Annotated in this window: 20 protein-coding genes; 13 read left to right on the top strand and 7 right to left on the bottom strand. The window is 60.8% G+C overall.

Going from position 1 to position 21,713, the window contains the following annotated elements:
• Positions 1-155: 155 nt before the first annotated feature.
• From rraA to M2497_RS23890, 6 genes are all read left to right on the top strand, one after another.
• Positions 156-647 carry a ribonuclease E activity regulator RraA gene (gene rraA / locus M2497_RS23915; protein ID WP_248483668.1) on the top strand — a complete coding sequence of 164 codons (492 nt, stop codon included), beginning with the start codon at positions 156-158 and terminating at the stop codon, positions 645-647.
• A gap of 24 nt (positions 648-671) precedes the next feature.
• On the top strand, positions 672-1,667 hold the full coding sequence (locus tag M2497_RS23910) for a zinc transporter ZntB (protein WP_248483666.1): 996 nt from the start codon (positions 672-674) through the stop codon (positions 1,665-1,667).
• Positions 1,668-1,753: 86 nt separating this feature from the next.
• On the top strand, positions 1,754-1,999 hold the full coding sequence (locus M2497_RS23905) for a hypothetical protein (protein WP_025854229.1): 246 nt from the start codon (positions 1,754-1,756) through the stop codon (positions 1,997-1,999).
• Between the two features lie 2 nt (positions 2,000-2,001).
• Positions 2,002-2,826 (top strand): mechanosensitive ion channel domain-containing protein, encoded by an 825-nt coding sequence (locus M2497_RS23900; RefSeq protein ID WP_003175519.1) that lies wholly within the window; start codon positions 2,002-2,004, stop codon positions 2,824-2,826.
• Positions 2,827-2,913: 87 nt separating this feature from the next.
• A complete protein-coding gene (gene sigX, locus M2497_RS23895; RefSeq protein WP_010208495.1) occupies positions 2,914-3,504 on the top strand; it encodes an RNA polymerase sigma factor SigX in 591 nt (196 codons plus the stop codon).
• 107 nt (positions 3,505-3,611) lie between these two features.
• Positions 3,612-4,592, top strand: a complete 981-nt coding sequence (locus M2497_RS23890) for an OmpA family protein (RefSeq protein WP_015885346.1) — start codon at positions 3,612-3,614, stop codon at positions 4,590-4,592.
• Positions 4,593-4,653: 61 nt separating this feature from the next.
• Here M2497_RS23890 and cobA read toward each other — a convergent pair whose 3' ends face one another.
• From cobA to M2497_RS23865, 5 genes are all read right to left on the bottom strand, one after another.
• On the bottom strand, positions 4,654-5,397 hold the full coding sequence (gene cobA, locus M2497_RS23885; protein WP_248483664.1) for a uroporphyrinogen-III C-methyltransferase: 744 nt from the start codon (positions 5,395-5,397) through the stop codon (positions 4,654-4,656).
• 26 nt (positions 5,398-5,423) lie between these two features.
• Positions 5,424-7,094 (bottom strand): bifunctional protein-serine/threonine kinase/phosphatase, encoded by a 1,671-nt coding sequence (locus tag M2497_RS23880; RefSeq protein WP_248483662.1) that lies wholly within the window; start codon positions 7,092-7,094, stop codon positions 5,424-5,426.
• On the bottom strand, positions 7,094-8,305 hold the full coding sequence (locus M2497_RS23875; protein ID WP_179029395.1) for a nitrate/nitrite transporter: 1,212 nt from the start codon (positions 8,303-8,305) through the stop codon (positions 7,094-7,096). Before M2497_RS23875 ends, M2497_RS23880 begins: the two co-directional genes overlap by 1 nt.
• Positions 8,306-8,462: 157 nt before the next feature.
• Entirely contained in the window at positions 8,463-9,038 is a 576-nt protein-coding gene (locus tag M2497_RS23870) for an ANTAR domain-containing protein (RefSeq protein ID WP_248483660.1), read from the bottom strand.
• Positions 9,039-9,051: 13 nt separating this feature from the next.
• The gene (locus M2497_RS23865) at positions 9,052-10,278 is read right to left on the bottom strand and encodes a CmpA/NrtA family ABC transporter substrate-binding protein (protein ID WP_248483658.1); all 1,227 of its coding nucleotides are present in this window, start codon (positions 10,276-10,278) and stop codon (positions 9,052-9,054) included.
• Positions 10,279-10,552: 274 nt separating this feature from the next.
• Between M2497_RS23865 and sctC the strand changes: the two genes are divergently transcribed.
• From sctC to M2497_RS23840, 5 genes are all read left to right on the top strand, one after another.
• Positions 10,553-11,980 (top strand): type III secretion system outer membrane ring subunit SctC, encoded by a 1,428-nt coding sequence (sctC, locus tag M2497_RS23860; protein WP_248483656.1) that lies wholly within the window; start codon positions 10,553-10,555, stop codon positions 11,978-11,980.
• Between the two features lie 15 nt (positions 11,981-11,995).
• Positions 11,996-12,220 (top strand): FliM/FliN family flagellar motor switch protein, encoded by a 225-nt coding sequence (locus tag M2497_RS23855; protein ID WP_248483654.1) that lies wholly within the window; start codon positions 11,996-11,998, stop codon positions 12,218-12,220.
• A 155-nt stretch (positions 12,221-12,375) separates the two neighbouring features.
• The gene (locus M2497_RS23850; protein WP_248483652.1) at positions 12,376-12,780 is read left to right on the top strand and encodes a winged helix-turn-helix domain-containing protein; all 405 of its coding nucleotides are present in this window, start codon (positions 12,376-12,378) and stop codon (positions 12,778-12,780) included.
• Entirely contained in the window at positions 12,773-13,234 is a 462-nt protein-coding gene (locus tag M2497_RS23845; protein WP_248483650.1) for a transglycosylase SLT domain-containing protein, read from the top strand. The genes M2497_RS23850 and M2497_RS23845 overlap by 8 nt, the downstream gene beginning before the upstream one ends.
• A gap of 86 nt (positions 13,235-13,320) precedes the next feature.
• On the top strand, positions 13,321-14,346 hold the full coding sequence (locus tag M2497_RS23840; protein WP_248483648.1) for a quinone-dependent dihydroorotate dehydrogenase: 1,026 nt from the start codon (positions 13,321-13,323) through the stop codon (positions 14,344-14,346).
• A gap of 123 nt (positions 14,347-14,469) precedes the next feature.
• Here M2497_RS23840 and M2497_RS23835 read toward each other — a convergent pair whose 3' ends face one another.
• A complete protein-coding gene (locus M2497_RS23835) occupies positions 14,470-14,685 on the bottom strand; it encodes a ribosome modulation factor (RefSeq protein ID WP_002553055.1) in 216 nt (71 codons plus the stop codon).
• A 532-nt stretch (positions 14,686-15,217) separates the two neighbouring features.
• Between M2497_RS23835 and rlmKL the strand changes: the two genes are divergently transcribed.
• Positions 15,218-17,482, top strand: coding sequence for a bifunctional 23S rRNA (guanine(2069)-N(7))-methyltransferase RlmK/23S rRNA (guanine(2445)-N(2))-methyltransferase RlmL (gene rlmKL, locus M2497_RS23830; RefSeq protein ID WP_248483646.1), 2,265 nt, complete (start codon positions 15,218-15,220; stop codon positions 17,480-17,482).
• Positions 17,483-17,623: 141 nt separating this feature from the next.
• The gene (locus M2497_RS23825) at positions 17,624-20,023 is read left to right on the top strand and encodes a diguanylate cyclase (RefSeq protein WP_248483644.1); all 2,400 of its coding nucleotides are present in this window, start codon (positions 17,624-17,626) and stop codon (positions 20,021-20,023) included.
• Positions 20,024-20,126: 103 nt separating this feature from the next.
• Here the strand turns inward: M2497_RS23825 and dacB are convergent, their stop codons facing one another.
• Complete coding sequence (dacB, locus tag M2497_RS23820; protein ID WP_248483642.1) at positions 20,127-21,587, bottom strand: D-alanyl-D-alanine carboxypeptidase/D-alanyl-D-alanine-endopeptidase; 1,461 nt, start codon at positions 21,585-21,587, stop codon at positions 20,127-20,129.
• Positions 21,588-21,713: the final 126 nt, after the last annotated feature.

Genomic DNA, 21,713 nt, shown 5'->3' with positions numbered 1-21,713 from the left:
GTGGTTGCGGCTAAGATATGACGCGTTAAACGCTTCTGGTCATATTCAGTCGCGCAGTGGCTATTGCGTTGCGGCGAAGTGGATGGGATGTTTCGCACCTGCTTGGGCTGGCGCTTCTTTTGAAAGACGCTTCTTTGACGGAAAGGAATTGTTCAATGAACCATTACGTGACCCCCGACCTGTGCGACGCGTACCCGGAGCTGGTGCAGGTGCTTGAGCCGATGTTCAGCAACTTCGGCGGCCGAGATTCCTTCGGTGGCGAGATTGTCACCATCAAATGCTTCGAAGATAACTCTCTGGTCAAGGAACAGGCAGACCAGCCTGGCGCCGGCAAGGTGCTGGTGGTTGACGGTGGCGGTTCCCTGCGCCGTGCGCTGCTGGGTGACATGATCGCCGAGAAGGCCGCGAGAAACGGCTGGGAAGGGCTGGTGATCTACGGCTGCATCCGCGATGTCGACGTCATTGCCCAGACCGACCTGGGCGTGCAGGCCCTGGCCAGCCACCCGATGAAGACCGACAAGCGTGGCATCGGCGACTTGAACGTGGTGGTCACCTTTGCCGGGGTGACGTTCCGTCCGGGCGAGTACATCTATGCCGACAACAACGGCGTGATCGTGTCGCCCAGCCCGCTGAAAATGCCTGAATAAACTGCAATAACCGACGGGGTGAGGATGTTCGAGGAAGAAAACGCGCAATGGGGCCTGGTGCATGCCCTGGTGCTGGACGGTAAAGGCGGTGCGCGTTCGATTGCACGGACAGAGCTCGACGACTTGCAACTGCAGCCCCAGGAAAGCCTGTGGCTGCATTGGGATCGCAGTCATCCGCAAACCCAGACCTGGCTGCGCAAATCCAGTGGCCTGAGCGAGTTCGCCTGTGACCTGTTGCTGGAGGAGAACACCCGCCCGCGCCTGTTGCCGCTGCCGGACTCGCAATTGCTGCTGTTCTTGCGAGGGGTCAACCTCAACCCCGGTGCTGAACCGGAGGACATGGTCTCGGTGCGCATCTTTGCTGCGGCCAGCCGGGTGATTTCCCTGCGGTTGCGCCCGTTGCGCGCCACCGACGAACTGCTGGTGCAATTGGCGGACGGCAAGGGGCCGAAGACCGCCTCTGAACTCATCCTTTATATGGCTCAGTACCTCACCAATAAAGTGCAGGATCTGGTCTCCGACCTGTCCGAAATCGTCGACATAGAGGAAGAAAAACTCGATACCGACGAACGGTATACCCCGGAACATGGCAGCGTTTTGCAGATCCGTCGACGGGCGGCCGGGCTCAAGCGATTCCTGGCGCCGCAGCGGGATATTTTTGCCCAGCTCACGCGCATCAAATTGCCGTGGTTCTGTGACGACGATGCCGACTATTGGAACGAATTGAACAACAGCCTCACCCGTTATCTGGAAGAGCTCGAATTGACCCGAGAGCGCGTGGGGCTTGTGCTGGAGGCCGAAGACCGGCGTTTGAGCGTGCGTATGAACCGCACCATGTACCGCTTCGGGATCATCACCGGGATCTTCCTGCCGATGAGTTTTCTCACCGGCTTGCTGGGTATCAATGTGGGCGGGATTCCGTTCTCTGCCAGCCCCTATGGATTCATGATTGCGTGCCTGTTGATGGTCTCGGTGGCGCTTGGACAATGGTGGCTTTTTCGACGATTACGCTGGGTTTGACCTGAATATGAGCTGAACGTAGGAAGGGTCCTATGTGACCCCAAGAATTTAACCCTCGTCTTTTAAATCACTTGCGAGAGGTCCTTATGCACGATCCGTTCGAACAGTCTTTGCGTGACATGCTCAATGCTTCGCCGTCCAACCGGGACGACGATGCCTGCCTGGGCCGCGTGCTGAAAACCGCCAACCGTCAGGTAGGCGCGGGTGATCTGTTCGGTCTGCTCGGGCGCTGGGTGCCGGCGTTGATGATGGCCCTGAACAACGGTTCGGCCCATGTCTCACCGGTTTCCCGTCGTAAACCTCTTGCTCGCACTGCTGATAAGGCTGATTGAATATGGAACTTGATCTCTGGACCCAGAGCCTGGTCACCGCGATGACCGCATTGTGGACCAAGGTGGCGAATTTCATTCCCAACCTGTTTGGTGCCTTGGTGCTGGTGCTGCTGGGCTTTGTCGTGGCCAAGCTGCTCGACACCCTGCTGTCCAAACTGCTCGCGAAACTGGGCCTCGACCGCCTGATGGCGGGCACCGGCCTGACCAAGCTGTTGGGACGTGCCGGGCTGCAAGTGCCGATCTCGACATTGATCGGCAAGATCGTTTATTGGTTTGTTTTGCTGATTTTCCTGGTTTCTGCGGCTCAATCCCTTGGACTTGAGCGAGTTTCAGCTACGCTCGACATGCTGGCGCTGTATTTGCCGAAGGTTTTCGGCGGCGCGCTGGTGCTGCTGGTAGGCGTTTTGCTGGCGCAACTGGCCAATGGGCTGGTGCGCGGCGCCGCCGAAGGCGTGGGGTTGGACTATGCTGCCGGCCTGGGGCGAATTGCCCAGGGCCTGGTGATCATCATCAGTATTTCGGTCGCGATCAGCCAGTTGGAGGTCAAGACTGACCTGCTCAACCATGTGATTGTGATCGTTTTGATTACCGTTGGTCTGGCCGTTGCGCTGGCCATGGGCTTGGGAAGCCGGGAAATTGCCGGCCAGATTCTTGCGGGAATCTATGTGCGTGAGTTGTATCAGGTAGGGCAACAGGTGCGTGTGGGCGAGGTCGAAGGGCAAATCGAGGAGATCGGCACAGTCAAGACGACGGTGCTGACCGATGACGGCGATCTGGTGTCGTTGTCCAATCGGATTCTCCTGGAACAGCAGGTCAGTAGCCGCTAACCCGGCAAACCCTGCTAATGTACGCCGCCGCGAACCCGGCTGATCGGGCTGTGGCGGACATTGACCTGACTGTCGGCACGACTTGTTTTGAATAAAGCCCAAACGCTGTCCACGCGCTATGACCCCCGTGAGCTCTCTGATGAGGAGTTGGTCGCGCGCTCGCACACGGAGCTGTTTCACGTAACTCGCGCGTACGAAGAATTGATGCGCAGATATCAACGCACTCTGTTCAACGTTTGTTCAAGGTATTTAGGGAACGATAGAGATGCGGACGATGTCTGTCAGGAAGTGATGCTCAAGGTGCTGTACGGGCTGAAGAACTTCGAGGGCAAATCGAAGTTCAAGACATGGCTGTACAGCATCACGTACAACGAGTGCATCACGCAGTATCGGAAGGAACGGCGCAAGCGTCGCTTGATGGACGCGTTGAGTCTTGACCCCCTTGAGGAGGCGTCTGAAGAAAAGGCGCCGGCACCCGAGGAGAAGGGCGGACTTGACCGCTGGTTGGTGTATGTGAACCCGATTGACCGGGAAATTCTGGTGCTACGATTTGTCGCAGAGCTGGAATTCCAGGAAATCGCTGACATCATGCACATGGGTTTGAGTGCTACAAAAATGCGTTACAAACGTGCTCTTGATAAATTACGTGAGAAATTTGCGGGCGAGACTGAAACTTAGTGCGTGGCAAATATCTCTTACGTGTAGGCAAGTTCTGTTAGACTTGTCGCCGAGTTGTCCCCCGGTTTGTGGGACTGCTTTACAATCACCAGATGGGGATTTAACGGATGAAACTGAAAAACACCTTGGGCTTGGCCATTGGTTCTCTTATTGCCGCTACTTCTTTCGGCGTTCTGGCACAAGGCCAAGGCGCAGTTGAAGGCGAGCTGTTCTACAAGAAGCAGTACAACGATAGCGTCAAGCACATCGAAGACGGCTTCAATCCTGGCGCTCGCATCGGTTACTTCCTGACCGACGACCTGTCCTTGAACCTGTCCTACGACAAGACCAACCACACCCGTTCGAACGACGGTACTGGTAACCAGAAGATCAAAGGCGATACCGGCAGCCTGGTTGCCCAGTATCACTTCGGTCAAGCTGGCGTAGACAGCCTGCGTCCATACGTAGAAGGCGGTTTCGGCCACCAGAGCCGTACCAACGTTCAGGCTGACGGCCACAGCGGTCGCGACCAGACTACCTTCGCTACCGTTGGTACTGGCGTGAAGTACTACTTCACCAACAACCTGTACGCTCGTGCCGGTGTTGAAGCTGACTACGGTCTGGACAACGGCAAGTGGGACTACTCCGCACTGGTCGGCCTGGGCGTGAACTTCGGCGGTAACGCTGGCGCAGCTGCTCCAGCTCCTACCCCAGCACCAGCTCCAGAGCCAACTCCAGAGCCAGAAGCTCCAGTTGCTCAGGTTGTACGTGTTGAGCTGGACGTTAAGTTCGACTTCGACAAGTCGGTTGTTAAGCCTAACAGCTACGGCGACGTGAAAAACCTGGCCGACTTCATGGCTCAGTACCCAGCTACCAACGTAGAAGTTGCTGGTCACACTGACTCCGTAGGTCCAGACGCTTACAACCAGAAGCTGTCCCAGCGTCGTGCTGACGCTGTTAAGCAAGTCCTGGTTAAAGACGGCGTTGCTCCTAGCCGTATCACCGCAGTAGGTTACGGCGAATCCCGCCCAGTTGCTGACAACGCAACTGAAGCTGGTCGTGCTGTTAACCGTCGCGTAGAAGCGTCGGTTGAAGCTCAAGCTCAGTAATTACTGAGTGGTAGAAAGAAGCCCGGCTTAGGCCGGGCTTTTTTTTCGCCTGTAATTTGTCTCAGGCGCTGGCGGCTTGAGCGAGGCAAGCGACTTGCCCTGGGGCTGCGACATGGCCAATTACCAGGATGGCCGGGCTTTTCAAGGCAAATGCCTGCGCATCTGCATACATTCGTGACAGTTCACTGCGGCATTCCCGTTGCTGAGGCAGCGATGCGTTTTCGATCATCGCCACCGGCATATCCGCCGCCATCCCGCCGTCCAGCAGTTGCTGGCGAATCTCCTCCAGCTTCGCCACGCCCATGTACACCACCAGCGTTGTCCCGCCCTCGGCCAGTGCTCGCCAATTCAGGCGGCTGTCGTCCTGGGTATGCGCCGTCACCAGGGTCACGCCACGACTCACTCCGCGCAGCGTCAGCGGAACCGCGCAATTTGTCGCGCCCGCCAGCCCGGCCGTAATCCCGTTGACCAACTCTACCTCGACGCCCCTTTCACGCAGCCACATGGCTTCCTCACCGCCGCGCCCGAAAATGCACGGGTCACCGCCCTTGAGCCGCACCACGCATTTGCCCTGGCGTGCATAGCGCAGCATCAGGCGATGGATAAAGTCCTGCGGGGTCGAGCGACAGCCACCGCGTTTGCCCACGGTGATCACCCGTGCTCCGACGCAGTGTTCCAGTACTGCCTGGTTGACCAGGTCATCGATCAGCACCACATCGGCCTCACGCAAGGCGCGTACCGCCTTGAGGGTCAACAGCTCCGGGTCACCGGGGCCTGCGCCCACCAGCCAGACTTTTGCGTTCATAAATTATTCCTCGTCCAGGGATGACGTCAGCGGTGAAAGAGTGCGTACAACAGCACCAGGTTGATCAACAACGAAAGCAGCGCCAGAGTGCGCCAGACCTTCAAGGGTTCACGCTCCAGCAAGGGCTTGGGGCGGATGCTCAGTTCCTGTCGGTCCGCCTGTTCCAGCACTCGCAACCATTCTTCGGCAGTTTCGTAACGATGCGCCGGTTGGGCCGCCACTGCCCGTTCCAGGCTCAGGGGCAGCCAATCCGGCAGGTCGGGGCGGTAGCGACTGGCGCTGACGGGCTGGTTGAACCGGGGCCGTTGGAAGGCTTCGATTTCACCGTAGGGGTAGTGCCCGGTCAGCAGGTAATAGAGGCTGACACCGACACTGTATAAATCCTGCTGGGCCGTAGGCCGGTCGCCATTGAACGCCTCGGGCGCGATAAAGCTTGGCGTGCCCGGCAGCGCATGAGCGCGGTCTACCGACAGGCCTGGGCAGTACGCCAGGCCGAAATCCAGCACGCGCAGTTCGCCATCATCCCCCAGCAGCAGGTTTTCCGGCTTGATATCGCGGTGCAGGATCTGTCGCCGGTGCAACATGCCCACCGCCCGCAGCAAGCGCTCGGCGATCGACTGCCATTGCGCCAGGGGCAATGGGCCGTGCTGCTGGAACAGTTCGGCCAGGGTCTGGCCGGGGTATTCCCGCATCACGTAGTACAGATGCTGGCGCCCGCTGGCGGCATGGACTTCAGGAAACGCCCGGCCGGCGACTCGCCGTAGAAACCATTCTTCCGCGAGCAAGGCCTGGCCGGCATCGCCGTCATCATCGCGGCTCAGCGGGAGGGTTTTCAGCAGCCAGGGTTGCTGCTGGGCATCCCACACCCGGTACAACAATGACTGTCGGCTTTGCGCCAATACGCTTTGCACCTGCCAGCCTTCAAAGTGTTGCCCGGCTTTCAGCGGCGGTGGCAGCGGCCACTGCTGCAATTGCACCAGGGCATCGCCGAGGGTGGCTGCGCCAAGGGCGTCGACGCGGACGAGCAGGGCACTGGCATTGTCCTGGCTGCCCGCCAGGTGCGCGGCGTTCACCAGGGTGTTGACTGCCAGCTCCAGGTCGGTTTGCTCGCGCAGAATCGAGCGGATGCTGTGATCGCCCAGGGTTGCCCACACACCGTCACTGAGCAGCAGGAAACATTCGCCTTCGCGCAACTGGCCGTCGAGAAAATCCACCACCAGGTGTTGATCCAGGCCGAGGGCACGCTTGAGTACATGCTGCATGCCCGGCTGCTCCCACACGTGATCCTCACTGATGCGTTGCAGTTCCCCATCCAGCCAGCGATACGCCCGGCAATCGCCGACATGCGCCAGGGTGAAGCGCTGGCCGCGAAACACAAGGGCACTCAGGGTGGTCAGCAACGGCTGGCCACCGCCATTGGCCTGCAGCCAGCGATTCTGGGCCAGCAGCAAACGCTCCAGAGCCTGGGCCACGCTCCAGGTCTGCGGCGTGGCGTAGTAATCCAGGGCCAGCGCCTGCAAGGTCGAGCGGGCGGCCAGGCCGCCGTCGGCGCACTGGCTCACTCCATCGGCGATGGCGCACAAGTAGCCTTTGCTCGCCGCCAGTTCGGCCACGGGGGTCACCACCCGCAGTGCGTCCTGGTTTTCCGTCCGAGGGCCGATGGCACTGGCCTGGGCGATGCTCAGTTGCAGGCTCATCAGACCCGCGCAGCCGTCACGGCGGCCGAGCCCCAGGTGGTTCTCCAGCGACGTTTCACGCCATGCAGGCCGAACCAGGCCAATACGCCCAGGCTGGCGAACAGCCACAGCGCCATCTGATAGCTGCCGGTGCTTTGCTTGATCGCCCCCATACCCGCCGCCAGGGCAAAACCGCCAATGCCGCCGGCCATGCCGATCAGGCCGGTCATCACGCCGATCTCGCGGCGGAAACGCTGCGGCACCAGTTGGAACACCGCGCCGTTACCGGCGCCCAGGCCAAGCATGGTGCAGACGAACAGGGCCAGCGCCGCATAAGAGCTTGGCAGGTTGAAACCCACCGCCGCGATGCAGATCGCCGCCACGCTGTACATGCCCAGCAACGTACGAATCCCGCCGAAACGGTCCGCCAGCGCGCCGCCCAGTGGGCGCATCAGGCTGCCGCCGAACACGCAGGCCGCGGTGTAGTAGCCGGCGGTCACCGGGCTCAGGCCGTACTGGTCGTTGAAGTAACCGGGCAGGGCACTCGCCAGGCCGATAAAGCCGCCGAAGGTCACGCTGTAGAAAAACATGAACCACCAGCTGTCACGGTCGCCCAGGGCCTTGAAGTAGTCGGCCATGGATTTGGCTTTTGGCCGTTCAGGGGCATTGCGCGCCAGCCAGGCAAACACGATCAGCGTCAGTACCAGCGGAATCAAAGCGAAGCCGAACACATTGCTCCAGCCAAAGGCGGCCGCCAACACAGGCGCCAGCAACGCGGCGAACACCGTGCCGGAGTTGCCCGCACCCGCGATCCCCATGGCTTTGCCTTGGTGTTCCGCCGGATACCACTGGGAGGCCAGTGGCAACGCAACAGCAAAGGATGCACCGGCCATGCCCAGGAACAGCCCCAGCAGCAGCGCTTGTTCGTAACTGTGGATGCCCAGCTTCCAGGCGCCGAACAGGGCACAGATCACAATCACTTGGCCAATCAGCCCGGCGGTCTTGGGCGACAGCTTGTCCGCCAGCATGCCCATCAGGAAACGCAGCACCGCACCCGCCAGGATCGGTGTAGCCACCACCAGGCCGCGTTGTTGGGTGGTCAGGTGCAGGTCGGCGGCAATCTGCACCGCCAGTGGCCCCAGCAGGTACCAGACCATGAAGCTCAGGTCGAAATACAGGAACGCGGCAAACAGGGTCGGGGTGTGCCCGGATTTCCAGAAGCTTGATTTCATCACGCACCTCAACGGTTGGGAGTCTTGTAAGAAGGCCAAAACGAAAAAACGCCGCCACCGGGTTTGCGAAGGCAAACCGGGTGTGCGACGTCTTTGTCGGGGAGGGGCAACCGCCGTTGGCTACCTGTGCGCAATACTTAGCAAGAGCTGAGCCAGATCAGCCGAGCAGCTCGCTCATGGCGATAATCTGCTCCGCCACCTGGATCAGCTTTTGCTGGCGGCTCATGGCCTGGCGGCGCATCAGGGTGTAGGCCTCTTCTTCGTTGCAGGCCTTCATTTTCATCAGCATGCCCTTGGCCAGCTCGATGCGCTTGCGCTCGGCCAACTGCTGGTCACGTGCCTGGAGCTGGGCGCGCAAGGCCTGGTCACTTTCGAAGCGCGCCATGGCCACATCGAGGATCGGCTGCAGGCGCTGGGCCTGGATGCCTTCGACGATGTAGGCACTGACGCCGGACTTGATCGCCTGGCGCATTACGTTCGGGTCATGTTCGTCGGTAAACATCACGATGGGCCGGGGTTGGTCACGACTGACCAATACCACCTGCTCCATCACATCACGGCCCGGTGACTCGGTATCGATCAGGATCACGTCCGGGCGCACCGTTTCGACGCGTGCGGGCAGGTCGATGGTCAGGCCTGACTCATCGATGACGTCAAAGCCGGCCTCGATCAGCGCCGTCCTGAGGCGGCCGACCTTGCGCGGGGTGTCATTGATCAACAGGATTCGCAGCATGGGGGTTCTCCTGTCAGCGCAAGGCCTGGCGGTTGGAATCATCGGCCAGGGCATGCAGGCGGAAGCTGCGGGCATACTCGGTGGGGTTGGAACCGTCCCAGACTTTGCCGTCGATCAGTTGGCTGCTGCGCATGTCCTGGGTTTTCACCGGGATCCCCAGCGCACCTGCCGCCTGGCGATACAGCGCCAGTTGCTGCACCTGGCGGGCAACGCCGAGGTAGTCGGGGTCCTCGCGCAACAGGCCCCAACGCCGGAACTGGGTCATGAACCACATGCCGTCGGACAAGTAGGGCAGGTTCACCGCACCATCAGCGAAAAAACGCAGGGCGTGGGGGTCCTGCCATTGATTGCCCAGGCCATCGTCATAGGCTCCCAGCAGGCGCGGTTCGATGCAGTCGAGCGGAGCGTCGAGGTACTCGCGACCACTGAGCAATTGCGCGGTGGAGCGGCGGTTTTCGGTGCTTTCTTCGATAAACCGGCTGGCCTCCAGGATCGCCATCACCAGCACGCGCGCGGTATTGGGGTACTGGTCGACGAACGCACGGGTGCAGCCGAGGACTTTTTCCGGGTGATCCGGCCAGATCGCCTGGCTGGTCGCCAGGGTAAACCCTTGGTTCTGCTTGACCGCGCTGGCGCACCAGGGCTCACCGACACAAAACCCGTCGATGCGTCCGGCTTGCAGGTGCGCAACCATTTGCGGCGGCGGGACCACCACGCTGTCCACATCCTGCAAAGGGTGAATGCCTTGGCTCGCCAGCCAGTAATAGAGCCACATGGCGTGAGTACCTGTGGGAAAGGTCTGGGCGAAGGTCAGTTTTGTTCGGCTTTGGTGCACGTGGCGGTCCAGTGCCTCAGGAGTGACCACCCCTTGTTGCTGCAAACCGTGGGACAGGTTGATGCTCTGGCCGTTCTGGTTGAGCCCCATCAGCACGGCCATGTCGGTGGGCGCGACACCGCCGATGCCCAGGTGCACGGCATAGATCAGCCCGTACAGGCTGTGGGCGGCGTCCAGTTCGCCGCTGACCAGTTTGTCGCGCAGGTTGGCCCAGGACGATTGGCGCTTGAGGTTCAGGGTCAGGCCGTAGGGTTGAGCGAAGCCCTGGGTGGCCGCTACGACCATCGAGGCGCAGTCGCTCAGGGCCATGAAACCCAGGTCAAGGCTGCTCTTTTCCGGGGCATCACTGCCGTTGACCCAGGCCAGCGGGTCGTTCATCGGGCTGTTGCCGACCGAATCGTTCATCAACACCTACCTTTTCTTTCAAAAAAAAAGCGTCGTTCCCTCAGATGGCGATGTAAGCCAATGCGGGTAACGACGCCTTTGTCCGTAGCGCGCTCCGCCGTTGGCGCGTGCTCTGATGCAGAGTTCATAGCAAGGCACATGCCACGGGCGGTGAGGCCCGACTGGCCGTCAACTTTCCATCAAGATTGAAACCGGGCGGGCTTTCAGTATTGCCGCTTTCTCAACGCCAGACTGCCCAGGAACCCTCACGGTGCACGCCGAATCCCTTTTAACGATGCCCCGCCTCCGGTTCCACCGTTGGCTGTGGTTTGCCGGGCTGTGGCTGGTAAGTGCGCTGGCTGGGGCCGAGCTTCACCAGGTTCGGGATGAAAGCCTGTATACCGTGTTCACTGCGCTGTCGGAGCCGCTGGGGGTGCCCATCGTTGTCAGTCAGGCGGTGGCGCGCAAACGTCTCAGCACTGCGCTGGATTTCGATGCGCCGCAACAGGCGCTGGAAGCGCTTGCGCTCGAACAGGGGTTGATCTGGCACGGCGACGGGCAAGCGCTGCATATCTACGATGCCGACGAGGCAAAGAGCTCTGCGGTGACCTTGCGGCATATTACCGTCGACAAGTTGCGTGGCCTCATGCGCCGCTCGGGCCTCGATGAGTCACGCCACCCCCTGCGTGAAAGTGGAGCGCGCACTTTCTATGTGTCCGGCCCACCGAATTACGTCGACCAAGTGATGCGCCTGGCCCAATTGATGGACCGGCAAAGAGCCGACTTGCGTGTGGGCGCGCAAGCCTTTGGTGTGGTTCAAGTGCTCAACACCGATGTGGCGGACCGTCAGTACGGCACACGTGACAACCCGGTAACCGTGCCGGGGATGGCGTCGATGATCAAGACCCTGCTGGCCAGCGAGCACAAGGGGTTGCTGTCCGACAAGAGCCTTGGTGTGATCGCCTACCCGGACAGCAACAGCCTGCTGATTAAGGGCAAGCCGGCCCAGGTGAGTTTCATCCAGAAACTGGTGGCGGAACTCGACATACCCAAGCGACCGATCGAAGTGTCGCTGTGGCTGGTGGATGTGGAGCGCACTGAACTGGAGAAGCTGGGCCTGGGCAGGGACGAAGACGCCAAGACGTCGACCACGCGAATCTTTGCGCCTCGGGATGACAACCGCGTGATGGCCAGGATCGCTGCATTGGAGCGTCGTCGACGGGCGAAGGTGGTGACACTGCCCGTGATTCTCACTCAGGAGAACGTTCCGGCGGTGTTTCAGGATAGCCATACCTTTTATCTACCGCCCCCGGGAAACGACCGAATTGACTGGAAACCTGTGCGCTATGGCACTCAGGTCAGCGTACTGCCGCGTTTTTCCGAAGCTAACCAGATCGAAATGCGCCTTGAGATTGAGGAGGGGCACCAGAGGAGTGAGAAGGGTCGGCGTGAAAAAAACACGGCGGTGGCGCAGGTGGGGGTCAACAGTGTGGTGCGTGTGCCCCAGGGCAGGCGTCTGTGGCTGGGCGCGTTTCAACGAGAGGCAGAAGGGCGGGCGGCTGCTCGCCCGGATCAAGTGCGTCTGTTTGTGATTCAGGCCAGGGCCGTGGGCAGCGAGGCGCTGGGGCCGGGTGGGGGGGCAGGGCCGCCGCCTTTGACAGCAGCACAATACGAGCGCGTTCAACGTGCGTTTGTACGGCCTGAGCGCGATGTCTCACCGTGAACAAGGTGTTAGCCGATGCATCTGGAAATTCTTCTTCAGGAACAATTGATCAGCCGCCGGCGCCTGGCAGCGTTTGCGCCCGGCAAGGTGTTGCCGTTGATGCCGGAGATAATCCATTGCGTGGAGGTTCGGGTTAACGGGCAATTACTGGCCTTGGGTGAGTTGGTGCAGTTGGAAGACCGGTTGGGGGTTGAGCTGCACGAGGTTTACCACGCATGGCTACCTGATGCTGATGGGTAGAGAAACGTCTTACAGCGTGGTTCCAAAAAACGCGGGATGTCTGCGCTTTGTCCTAGCGTGAGCCCTGAGGCAGGTTTTTATAGTCGTGACAGGGGCACTTGAACCCGTAATGCAAATGAGGACTTCAATGTCAGTAGTCGGATGCCGAGGTAATCATGGCTGTCATGGATGATGGAGGGACGACGACTTCCCTGGTGTTTGCGCGTTGGACCCTGCACGACGATGGTCGCCTGACCGGTGAAGACGCGGATGTTCAGTTGCCGCCCAAGGAAGGGCTGGTGCTGCGATTGTTGCTGATGTCCGGTGGTGTGTTGATGACCAAGGATCGCTTGCTGGAGCTGGCTTGGCCGCAAGGGGAAGTCGCCGAAGAGTCGCTGACACGCTGCATTTACTCACTGCGCAAGTACCTTGCCACCGACAAGGGGTTTATCAAGACGATTTATGGTCGAGGGTACCGGTTCATCTGCCCGGTAAAGGTCGAGGGCGATGTGTCGGGCCGCATGGCAGATGTGTGCTCGGCATGCGGCCAGACCCGCCATGGAGCGGTAACCCGTGGTTAGGTTCTGGAGCAAGGGCTTGGTGTTGGGGGTGATGATGACCGGCAATCAGGCGCTGGCCTATTGCTGGGAGGAGGCGGCCAGCCGCTACGACATCGAGCCCGAACTGCTGCAGGCGATCGCTGCGGTGGAGTCGGGCTTTCGTGCGCAGGCGATAAACAGTGCGAACCGTAATGGTACTCGGGACATCGGCCTGATGCAGATCAACAGCAGCCATTTGCCGCGCCTGCTCGAGCGAGGTATTACCGAGGAGCGGTTGCTCAATGAGCCTTGCCTGTCGGTAGAGGTAGGGGCTTCGATTCTCGCCGAGTTCATCCAGCGCTTTGGCTACAACTGGACGGCGATAGGCTCCTACAACGCAGGCCCGGGTTCCGGGCCTGCGCGTCAGGCGTTGCGCATGCAGTATGCCCAGAAAATCTGGGCGTATTACGAGCAGTTGGTAGCGCACCGCCACTGACGATTGAGGTTCACGCCTCGCGCGCTACCCGTGACCCCGGCTATAATCGCCGTCACCTTTCGCCGCCATCCGAGTCTAGCCCGCCCATGTATACCCTGGCCCGCCAGCTGTTGTTCAAACTCTCCCCGGAAACCTCCCACGATCTGTCCCTGGACCTGATCGGTGCCGGTGGCCGCCTGGGGCTCAATGGCCTGGTATGCAAGTCACCGGCAAACATGCCTGTCTCGGTGATGGGGCTCGACTTCCCCAACCCGGTCGGCCTGGCGGCTGGCCTGGATAAGAACGGTGCGGCCATCGATGGGTTTGCGCAGTTGGGTTTCGGTTTCGTTGAAATCGGTACCGTGACCCCGCGCCCGCAGCCGGGTAACCCCAAGCCACGTATCTTCCGCCTGCCGGAAGCCGAGGCGATCATCAATCGCATGGGCTTCAACAACCTGGGCGTCGATCACTTGCTGTCGCGGGTTCAGGCCGCCAAATACAAGGGCATCCTGGGCATCAATATCGGCAAGAACTTCGATACGCCGGTTGAGCGCGCCGTGGACGATTACCTGATCTGCCTGGACAAGGTCTACGCCCAAGCCAGCTATGTTACGGTCAACGTCAGCTCGCCCAACACCCCGGGCCTGCGCAGCCTGCAATTCGGTGACTCCCTCAAGCAACTGCTCGAAGCCTTGCGCCAGCGCCAGGAAGACCTGGCCGTGCGCCATGGCAAGCGCGTGCCGCTGGCGATCAAGATCGCGCCGGACATGAGCGACGAGGAAACCGTGCTGGTGGCCCAGGCCCTGGTGGACTCGGGGATGGACGCAGTCATCGCGACCAACACCACCCTCAGCCGCGTAGGTGTCGAAGGCCTGGCCCATGGCGACGAAGCGGGCGGCCTGTCGGGCGCGCCGGTGCGTGACAAGAGCACCCATATCGTCAAGGTGCTGGCTGCGGAGTTGGCCGGGCGCTTGCCGATCATCGCGGTCGGCGGTATCACCGAAGGCAAGCATGCGGCCGAGAAGATTGCCGCGGGCGCAAGCCTGGTGCAGTTGTATTCCGGCTTCATCTACAAAGGCCCGGCGCTGATTCGCCAGTCGGTAGATGCCATCGCAGCATTGCCAAAAGCCTGAAAGCGACCCATTAAAAAGGGCCCCTGAAAAGGAGCCCCCTGGGCCGAAGCCCGCCGCCCGGATGGGGCGTGCATGGTAAGTCGTTACAAATCCAAAGGTGGTGTCGGAATTAATTGCCCTTGATTAGCCGACGGCGTGAAGTTCGTTGAGTCTGTGGATTCCCGCAGTGCCAGTCATACCGTCCCAGTTGTCGCCGCGTCCTTCTCGCCAGCCGTTGATCCAGGCTTGGCGTACCGACGGTAGAGTAAATGGGCAAAGCTCACGGGATTTGCCATGAACGCCATATTGATATCCGCGTAAAAATGCTCTTTCCAACGGATCACGCTTAAGTCTTCTCATAGGGTGTTTCCCTCACTTGTTGACTGTCTTGATATCCTTCGGCCTCGTCCGAGGCCGGGCAGAGTTTTTCTGCCGTTGGTGGGCTCGCTGCCGGCGTGGCGAGCCGATGTGTCGGCGTCGTTACGGCGCCAACCTGTGTTGAGTTCTAACCAATAGGTCACATGGATTCAATGATCGTTTTGTCATAAGCACGTAACGATAACGATGCTATAGCCATAAGCTGGGATGGTTTTTCGCCCCTTTTATTGGGCAAAGCCAGCTATGATGCACCCTGCATAGAGGATGGGTTTAATCCTTTAGTGAGAATGTCCGCCCGTTGCAGTCAGTTATTATTCGACGAAGGGTCGGAATATTTCTTTTTGTTACAGCCAATTGTTTATCTGCCCCGTCACTAAAGGCCCGAAGGCCCGGCAGCCGGGGTGGGACGGCACATTCGTGCCACGCGAGCACTCTTCAAGAAAAGTGCTTGATTGAAAACCGAGCCGGCGATGCGTCGCCCGTTCATTTATTGCTGAAAAGCCTGGAATGCCCCATGTCGGACCGTTTTGAACTCTTCCTCACCTGCCCCAAGGGCCTCGAAGGCCTGCTGATCGAGGAAGCCGTCGGGCTTGGCCTTGAGGAAGCCCGCGAGCACACCTCGGCCGTGCGCGGCATGGCCGACATGGAAACCGCCTACCGCCTGTGCCTCTGGTCACGCCTGGCCAACCGCGTGCTGCTGGTGCTCAAGCGCTTCCCGATGAAGGACGCCGAAGACCTCTACCACGGCGTGCTGGATATCGAGTGGGCCGACCACATGGTCCCCGACGGCACCCTGGCGGTTGAATTCAGCGGCCACGGTTCGGGCATCGACAACACCCACTTCGGCGCGCTGAAGGTCAAGGATGCGATTGTCGACAAGCTGCGCACCCCGACCGGCGAGCGCCCGTCCATCGACAAGATCAACCCGGACCTGCGCATCCACCTGCGCCTGGACCGTGGCGAAGCCATCCTGTCCCTGGACCTGTCCGGCCACAGCCTGCACCAGCGCGGTTATCGCCTGCAGCAGGGTGCGGCACCGTTGAAGGAAAACCTGGCGGCCGCGATCCTGATCCGTGCCGGCTGGCCGCGCATCGCTGCTGAAGGCGGCGCGCTGAGCGACCCGATGTGCGGCGTGGGCACCTTCCTGGTGGAAGGCGCAATGATCGCTGCTGACATGGCCCCCAACCTGAACCGCGAACTGTGGGGGTTCACCACCTGGCTCGGTCACGTCCCGGCCCTGTGGAAGAAACTGCATGCCGAGGCCGCTGAACGCGCCGCCATCGGCATGAACAAGCCGCCACTGTGGATCCGTGGCTACGAAGCCGATCCGCGGCTGATCCAGCCTGCGCGCAACAACATTGAGCGTGCAGGCCTGAGCCACTGGATCAAGGTGTACCAGGGCGAAGTCGGCACCTTCGAGCCGCGCCCGGACCAGAACCAGAAAGGCCTGGTCATCTGCAACCCGCCGTATGGCGAGCGCCTGGGTGACGAAGCCAGCCTGTTGTACCTCTACCAGAACCTCGGCGAGCGTCTGCGCCAGGCGTGCATGGGCTGGGAAGCCGCGGTGTTCACCGGCGCGCCGGACCTGGGCAAGCGCATGGGCATCCGTAGCCACAAGCAGTATTCGTTCTGGAACGGTGCGTTGCCGTGCAAGTTGCTGCTGATCAAGGTCAACCCGGATCAGTTTGTCACCGGCGAGCGTCGCACCCCGGAGCAGCGCCAGGCCGAACGTGAGCAAGCTGCCTACGACCAGGCCCCGGCCGAGCCGCAAGAGCGCCAGTACAACAAGAACGGTAACCCGATCAAACCCGCTCCGGCCCCGGTGGTCGAGCAGGCGCGCCTGAGTGAAGGCGGGCAGATGTTTGCCAACCGCTTGCAAAAGAACCTCAAGCTACTGGGCAAGTGGGCCAAGCGCGAAGGTGTGGATTGCTACCGCGTGTACGATGCCGACATGCCGGAATACTCCATGGCCATCGACCTGTATCACGATTGGGTCCACGTGCAGGAATACGCCGCGCCGAAGTCCATCGACCCGGAAAAAGCTTCCGCGCGGATGTTCGATGCGCTGGCCGCGATTCCCCAGGCGCTGAACATCGACAAGAGCCGCGTGGTGGTCAAGCGCCGCGAGCGTCAAAGCGGCACCAAGCAGTACGAGCGGCAGAGCGCCCAAGGCAAGTTCACTGAGGTCAGCGAAGGCGGCGTGAAGCTGCTGGTCAACCTCACCGACTACCTGGACACCGGCCTGTTCCTCGACCACCGCCCGATGCGTCTGCGTATCCAGAAAGAAGCGGCCGGCAAGCGCTTCCTCAATCTGTATTGCTACACCGCCACCGCCAGTGTGCACGCGGCCAAGGGCGGCGCGCGCAGCACCACCAGTGTCGATCTGTCCAAAACCTACCTGGACTGGGCACGTCGCAACTTGTCCCTCAACGGCTTCTCCGACAAGAACCGCCTGGAGCAGGGTGACGTGATGGCCTGGCTGGAGGCGAGCCGCGATGAGTTCGACCTGATCTTCATTGATCCGCCGACCTTCTCCAACTCCAAGCGCATGGAAGGTATCTTCGACGTGCAGCGCGACCACGTGCAGTTGCTCGACCTGGCCATGGCGCGCCTGGCGCCGGGCGGCGTGTTGTACTTCTCGAACAACTTCCGCAAGTTCGCACTGGAGGACAACCTCAGCGAGCGCTATGCGGTCGAGGAAATCAGCGACAAGACCATCGACCCCGACTTCGCACGCAATGCGAAGATCCACCGGGCATGGAAAATCACCGCGCGCTGATCCCTGCTGTTAAAAGAGCCGCAAGCCTGGATTATTCCGGGTTTGCGGCTTTTTTACGCTGGTCAAACTCAAGGTCGATGGCTATAACTTAAGGCCAAGCCAAGTGACACCCCCCGCACGCTGGCGTTGTGAGTGTTACCTATGCCGTTGCAAGCCGTTCGCCCGAAAATCCTAGGCTTCATCAGTGAACAGGCGTCGGCTTGGCTGGTGGCATTGGTGGTATTGCTGGCCGGGTTTGCCTTGACGGCTGTTGTTGCCTGGGCCGCCGCCGACCTCTATCAGCAGCAAGTGCGCCAACGCTTTCAGATGCTGGTCAACGAGCGCTACACCCGCCTGCAGGAACGCTTCGATGATCAGGAGCAACGCCTGAACAGCCTGCGGCGTTTCTTCGTCAATTCCGATGACGTGTCCCGCGAAGAATTCGACGGTTTTGCCCAGCCCTTACTACTGCGGGCGCGCGCTTACTCCTGGGCGCCCCGTGTGTATCGCGAACAGCGCAGTCAGTTCGAGCAAGCGGCGTCCGAGCAGCGCGGCACACCTTTTGTTATCCGTGAGTTGAATTCACTGGGTGAGTTGGCCCCTGCGCCCGAGCGCGATGAATACGTGCCGGTCTTGTACAGCCAGACCCAAAGCCTGCTGGGCGCACCCCTCGGTTTTGACTTGCTGGCCCAGCCCCTGCGGCGTTCGGCCCTTGAGCGTGCGCAAAAGACCGGCAAGCTGGCGGTGTCCCAGCCCATGCAACTGGTGGGCGTGGAACCGGCCTATGCCACCGGGGTTCTATTGGTCGCGCCGGTGAGTCATGTGCCCACCTCCGACCAATCCCAGAATGAGCCCTACGGCTATGTCATGGCGGTGATCAGCATGCGCCAGTTGGTGGCCGACGGTTTGCCCAAGCCGGATCGCGACAACCTGGTGATGCAGATCATCGACACCTCCGACGTGCAACAGCGCGTACTGTTCGAGTCCGGCAATGCCGTGGCCGGCGGTGATCTTGTCGGAGCGCGCCGCCTCACGCTGGGCGACCATGTGTATGCCCTGAAACTGCGCCCGAGCCAAGTGTTCGACCAGGCCAACCACTCCTCGTTGAGCACGATCCTGACCATGGGCGGCCTGCTCAGCCTGTTGCTCAGCGCGCTGCTCTATGTGCTGGTCAGCCAACGCCAGCGCGCGTTGAAACTGGTGGAGCAGCGCACGGCGCAGTTGCGCCTGCGCGAGCAGGAGTTACGCGGCGCCCATGGCCAATTGCGCAGTGTGCTGAATGCCGCAACGCAGGTCGCGATCATTGCCACCGACCTGCGCGGTGTCATCAATACCTTCAATGCCGGTGCCGAGCAGATGCTGGGGTTCAAGGCCGAGCAGGTGATGGGCACGCACACCCTGGAAAGCCTGCACCTGGCGTCGGAACTCGAAGCGCGCTCCGCCAGCCTCAGTGTGGCCCTGGGCAAACGCATCCCGGCAAGCCAGGCGATGCTGGTGGAAAGCCCCGACAACCTGCACGAAGCCCGCGAGTGGACCCTGGTACGTGAGGATGGCAGCCAACTGACGGTGAACATGTTGGCCACCGTGTTGCTGGACGACCATGGTTTGTGGATCGGTCACCTGGCGATTTACCTCGACATTACCGAACAAAAGCGCGCCTACGAGGCATTGGCGGCCCGGGATCGGCTGCTCAAGAAACTCAGCGCCCATGTGCCCGGCGGCATCTTCCAGTTCACGTTAGAACCCCACGACAACTGGAAATTTATCTACGCCAGCGACGGCATGCGCGACATCTATGAAATCGAGCCCAGCATATTGCAGCAGGATGCCAAGCAGGTCTTCGAGCGCATCCACCCGCTGGATGCGGAGCGGGTACGCGCTTCGATCCGCTTGTCGGCGTTGCAGTTGAGTCATTGGCGTGAGGAGTATCGGGTGCTGTTGCCGCACCGCGGCCTGCGCTGGATTCGTGGCGAAGCCACTCCGGAAGAGTTACCCGCAGGCGGCACGTTGTGGCACGGCTACGTGTCGGACATTTCCGATCTGAAACGGGTGGAAGAAGAGCTGCGTGCGCTCTCCATCACCGACTCCCTGACCGGGATCCATAACCGCCGCTATTTCCAGGATCGCCTCAAGGCCGAGATGGTCAGGCTCAACCGCACCTCGGGGGCTTTGTCGGTGATCATGCTGGATATCGATCACTTCAAGCGCATCAACGACCAGCATGGGCACGCCGTCGGCGATGGGGTATTGCAGGAGTTGTGCAAACGCATCAGCCAGCGCCTGCGCCGTACCGATGTGTTCTGCCGCCTGGGCGGCGAGGAATTCATGGTGTTGTGCCCGCACACCGATGGCGCTCAGGCCTACAGCCTGGCGATGGAGTTGTGGGCGTCGCTGCGCAGTGCGCCGATGGAACCGGTAGGCATCGTCACCGCCAGCTTCGGCGTGGCCAGTTGGCGGGTGGATGAAGGTATCGACGGGCTGCTGCTGCGCGCCGACTCGGCCGTGTATGTGGCCAAGCAGGCGGGCAGGGATCGGGTGGAGACGGAGCGCCTGCGCGCTTGATGCTTTTCTGTAGGAGCGAGATTGCTCGCGAAGATCGTCAATCCCATCGCGTCTATCCAGGATAAACGCGGTGTTCTTGAGTTTTTCGCGAGCAAGCTCGCTCCTACAGGACCGGTGCTGCCGCGGCGACCTTCGGCTGGCGGTATAAATCCAGCAGCACTTGATCTAACACCGACGAAGCACCCCATGGCTTTGGATCATTGAGGATCGCCACCACGGCCCAGGTGTTGCCGTTGTTGTCGCGGCTGAACCCGGCGATGGCTCTCACGGTGTTCAGGGTGCCGGTCTTGACGTGGGCTTCGCCGCGCATGGCGGTGGTCTTCAGGCGTTTGCGCATAGTGCCGTCGGTGCCGGCGATGGGCATCGAGCTGATGTATTCCGCCGCGTAAGGGCTTTTCCACGCGGCTTGCAGCATGGCCGCCATCTCGCGGGCGCTGACCCGTTCGGCACGGGACAGGCCGGAGCCGTTCTCCATCACCAGGTGCGGTGCGGTGATGCCTTTCTTCGCCAGCCACTGGCGCACCACGCGTTGTGCAGCCTTGGCATCGTCGCCATCGGCATCATTGCGGAACTGCGCACCCAGGCTCAGGAACAACTGCTGGGCCATGGTGTTGTTACTGTATTTGTTGATGTCGCGGATGATTTCCGCCAGGTCCGGCGAAAAGGCCCGGGCCAGTACCTTGGCATCCTTGGGCACCGGCGCCTGGATGTCACGGCCCTGGATGGTGCCCCCCAGTTCCTTCCAGATCGCCCGGACGGCGCCGGCGGTATAGGTGGCGTGGTCCAGCAGCGACAGATAGGTCTGCGAGCTGCAGCCGTCGGCCAACTGGCCGCTGACCGTTACCGTCACGCTGCCATCGGCGGCGGTAACCGGGTTGTAGCGTACGTCGCCGGTGCACTGCTTGGCGTTGGAGACCTTGACCTGGTTGTCGATGCGGATGCTGGCAATCGGCGGCTCGACCGACACCAGTACCCGGCCTGAATCATTGCGGGTCACGAAGCGCAAGGCCTTGAGGTTGACCAGCAGCGCGTCCGGCTTGACCAGGAATGGTTTGTTTTCGTCGTTGCCGTCGTCATTGAATTCGGGCAACTGCGGCTGATTGAAGAAACTGCGGTCCAGCACCAGGTCGCCAGTGACTTGCTGTACGCCGTTGGCGCGCAGGTCGCGCATCAACAGCCAGAGTTTTTCCATGTTCAGCTTGGGATCGCCGCCGCCCTTGAGGTACAGGTTGCCGTGCAACACGCCACCGCTGAGGGTGCCATCGGTGTAGAACTCGGTTTTCCACTGGTGGTTGGGGCCGAGCATTTCCAGGGCCGCGTAAGTGGTGACCAGCTTCATGGTGGAGGCCGGGTTCACCGACACGTCGGCGTTGAACACAGTGGGCGTGCCCGGGCCGTTCAGGGGGATCATCACCAACGACAGCGCAGTGTTTTGCAGTTTGGCTTTGGCCAGCGCCTGTTGAACATTGGGTGGCAGGGTGTTGTTGACGGGGGCAGCGGAGACGGAAAAGGCCAGTGGCAGAATAAAACCGGCAAACAAGACGGAACGCAACGATTTGATCATAAGAAGTAAAACCCTACTGCTGAGGAGGGTGAAAAAGGCGAGGGGTAAATAAGAAAAATCCCTCAATGGTCATGAAAGTGTCGGCATTATGCCCCAAGGTTAAGCCACTTGTAGCTGAACCATAGC

It is taken from the genome of Pseudomonas sp. CYM-20-01, from assembly GCF_023169845.1.
Lineage (GTDB): Bacteria > Pseudomonadota > Gammaproteobacteria > Pseudomonadales > Pseudomonadaceae > Aquipseudomonas > Aquipseudomonas azotoformans.
This window is presented reverse-complemented; position numbering and strand designations above follow the sequence as displayed.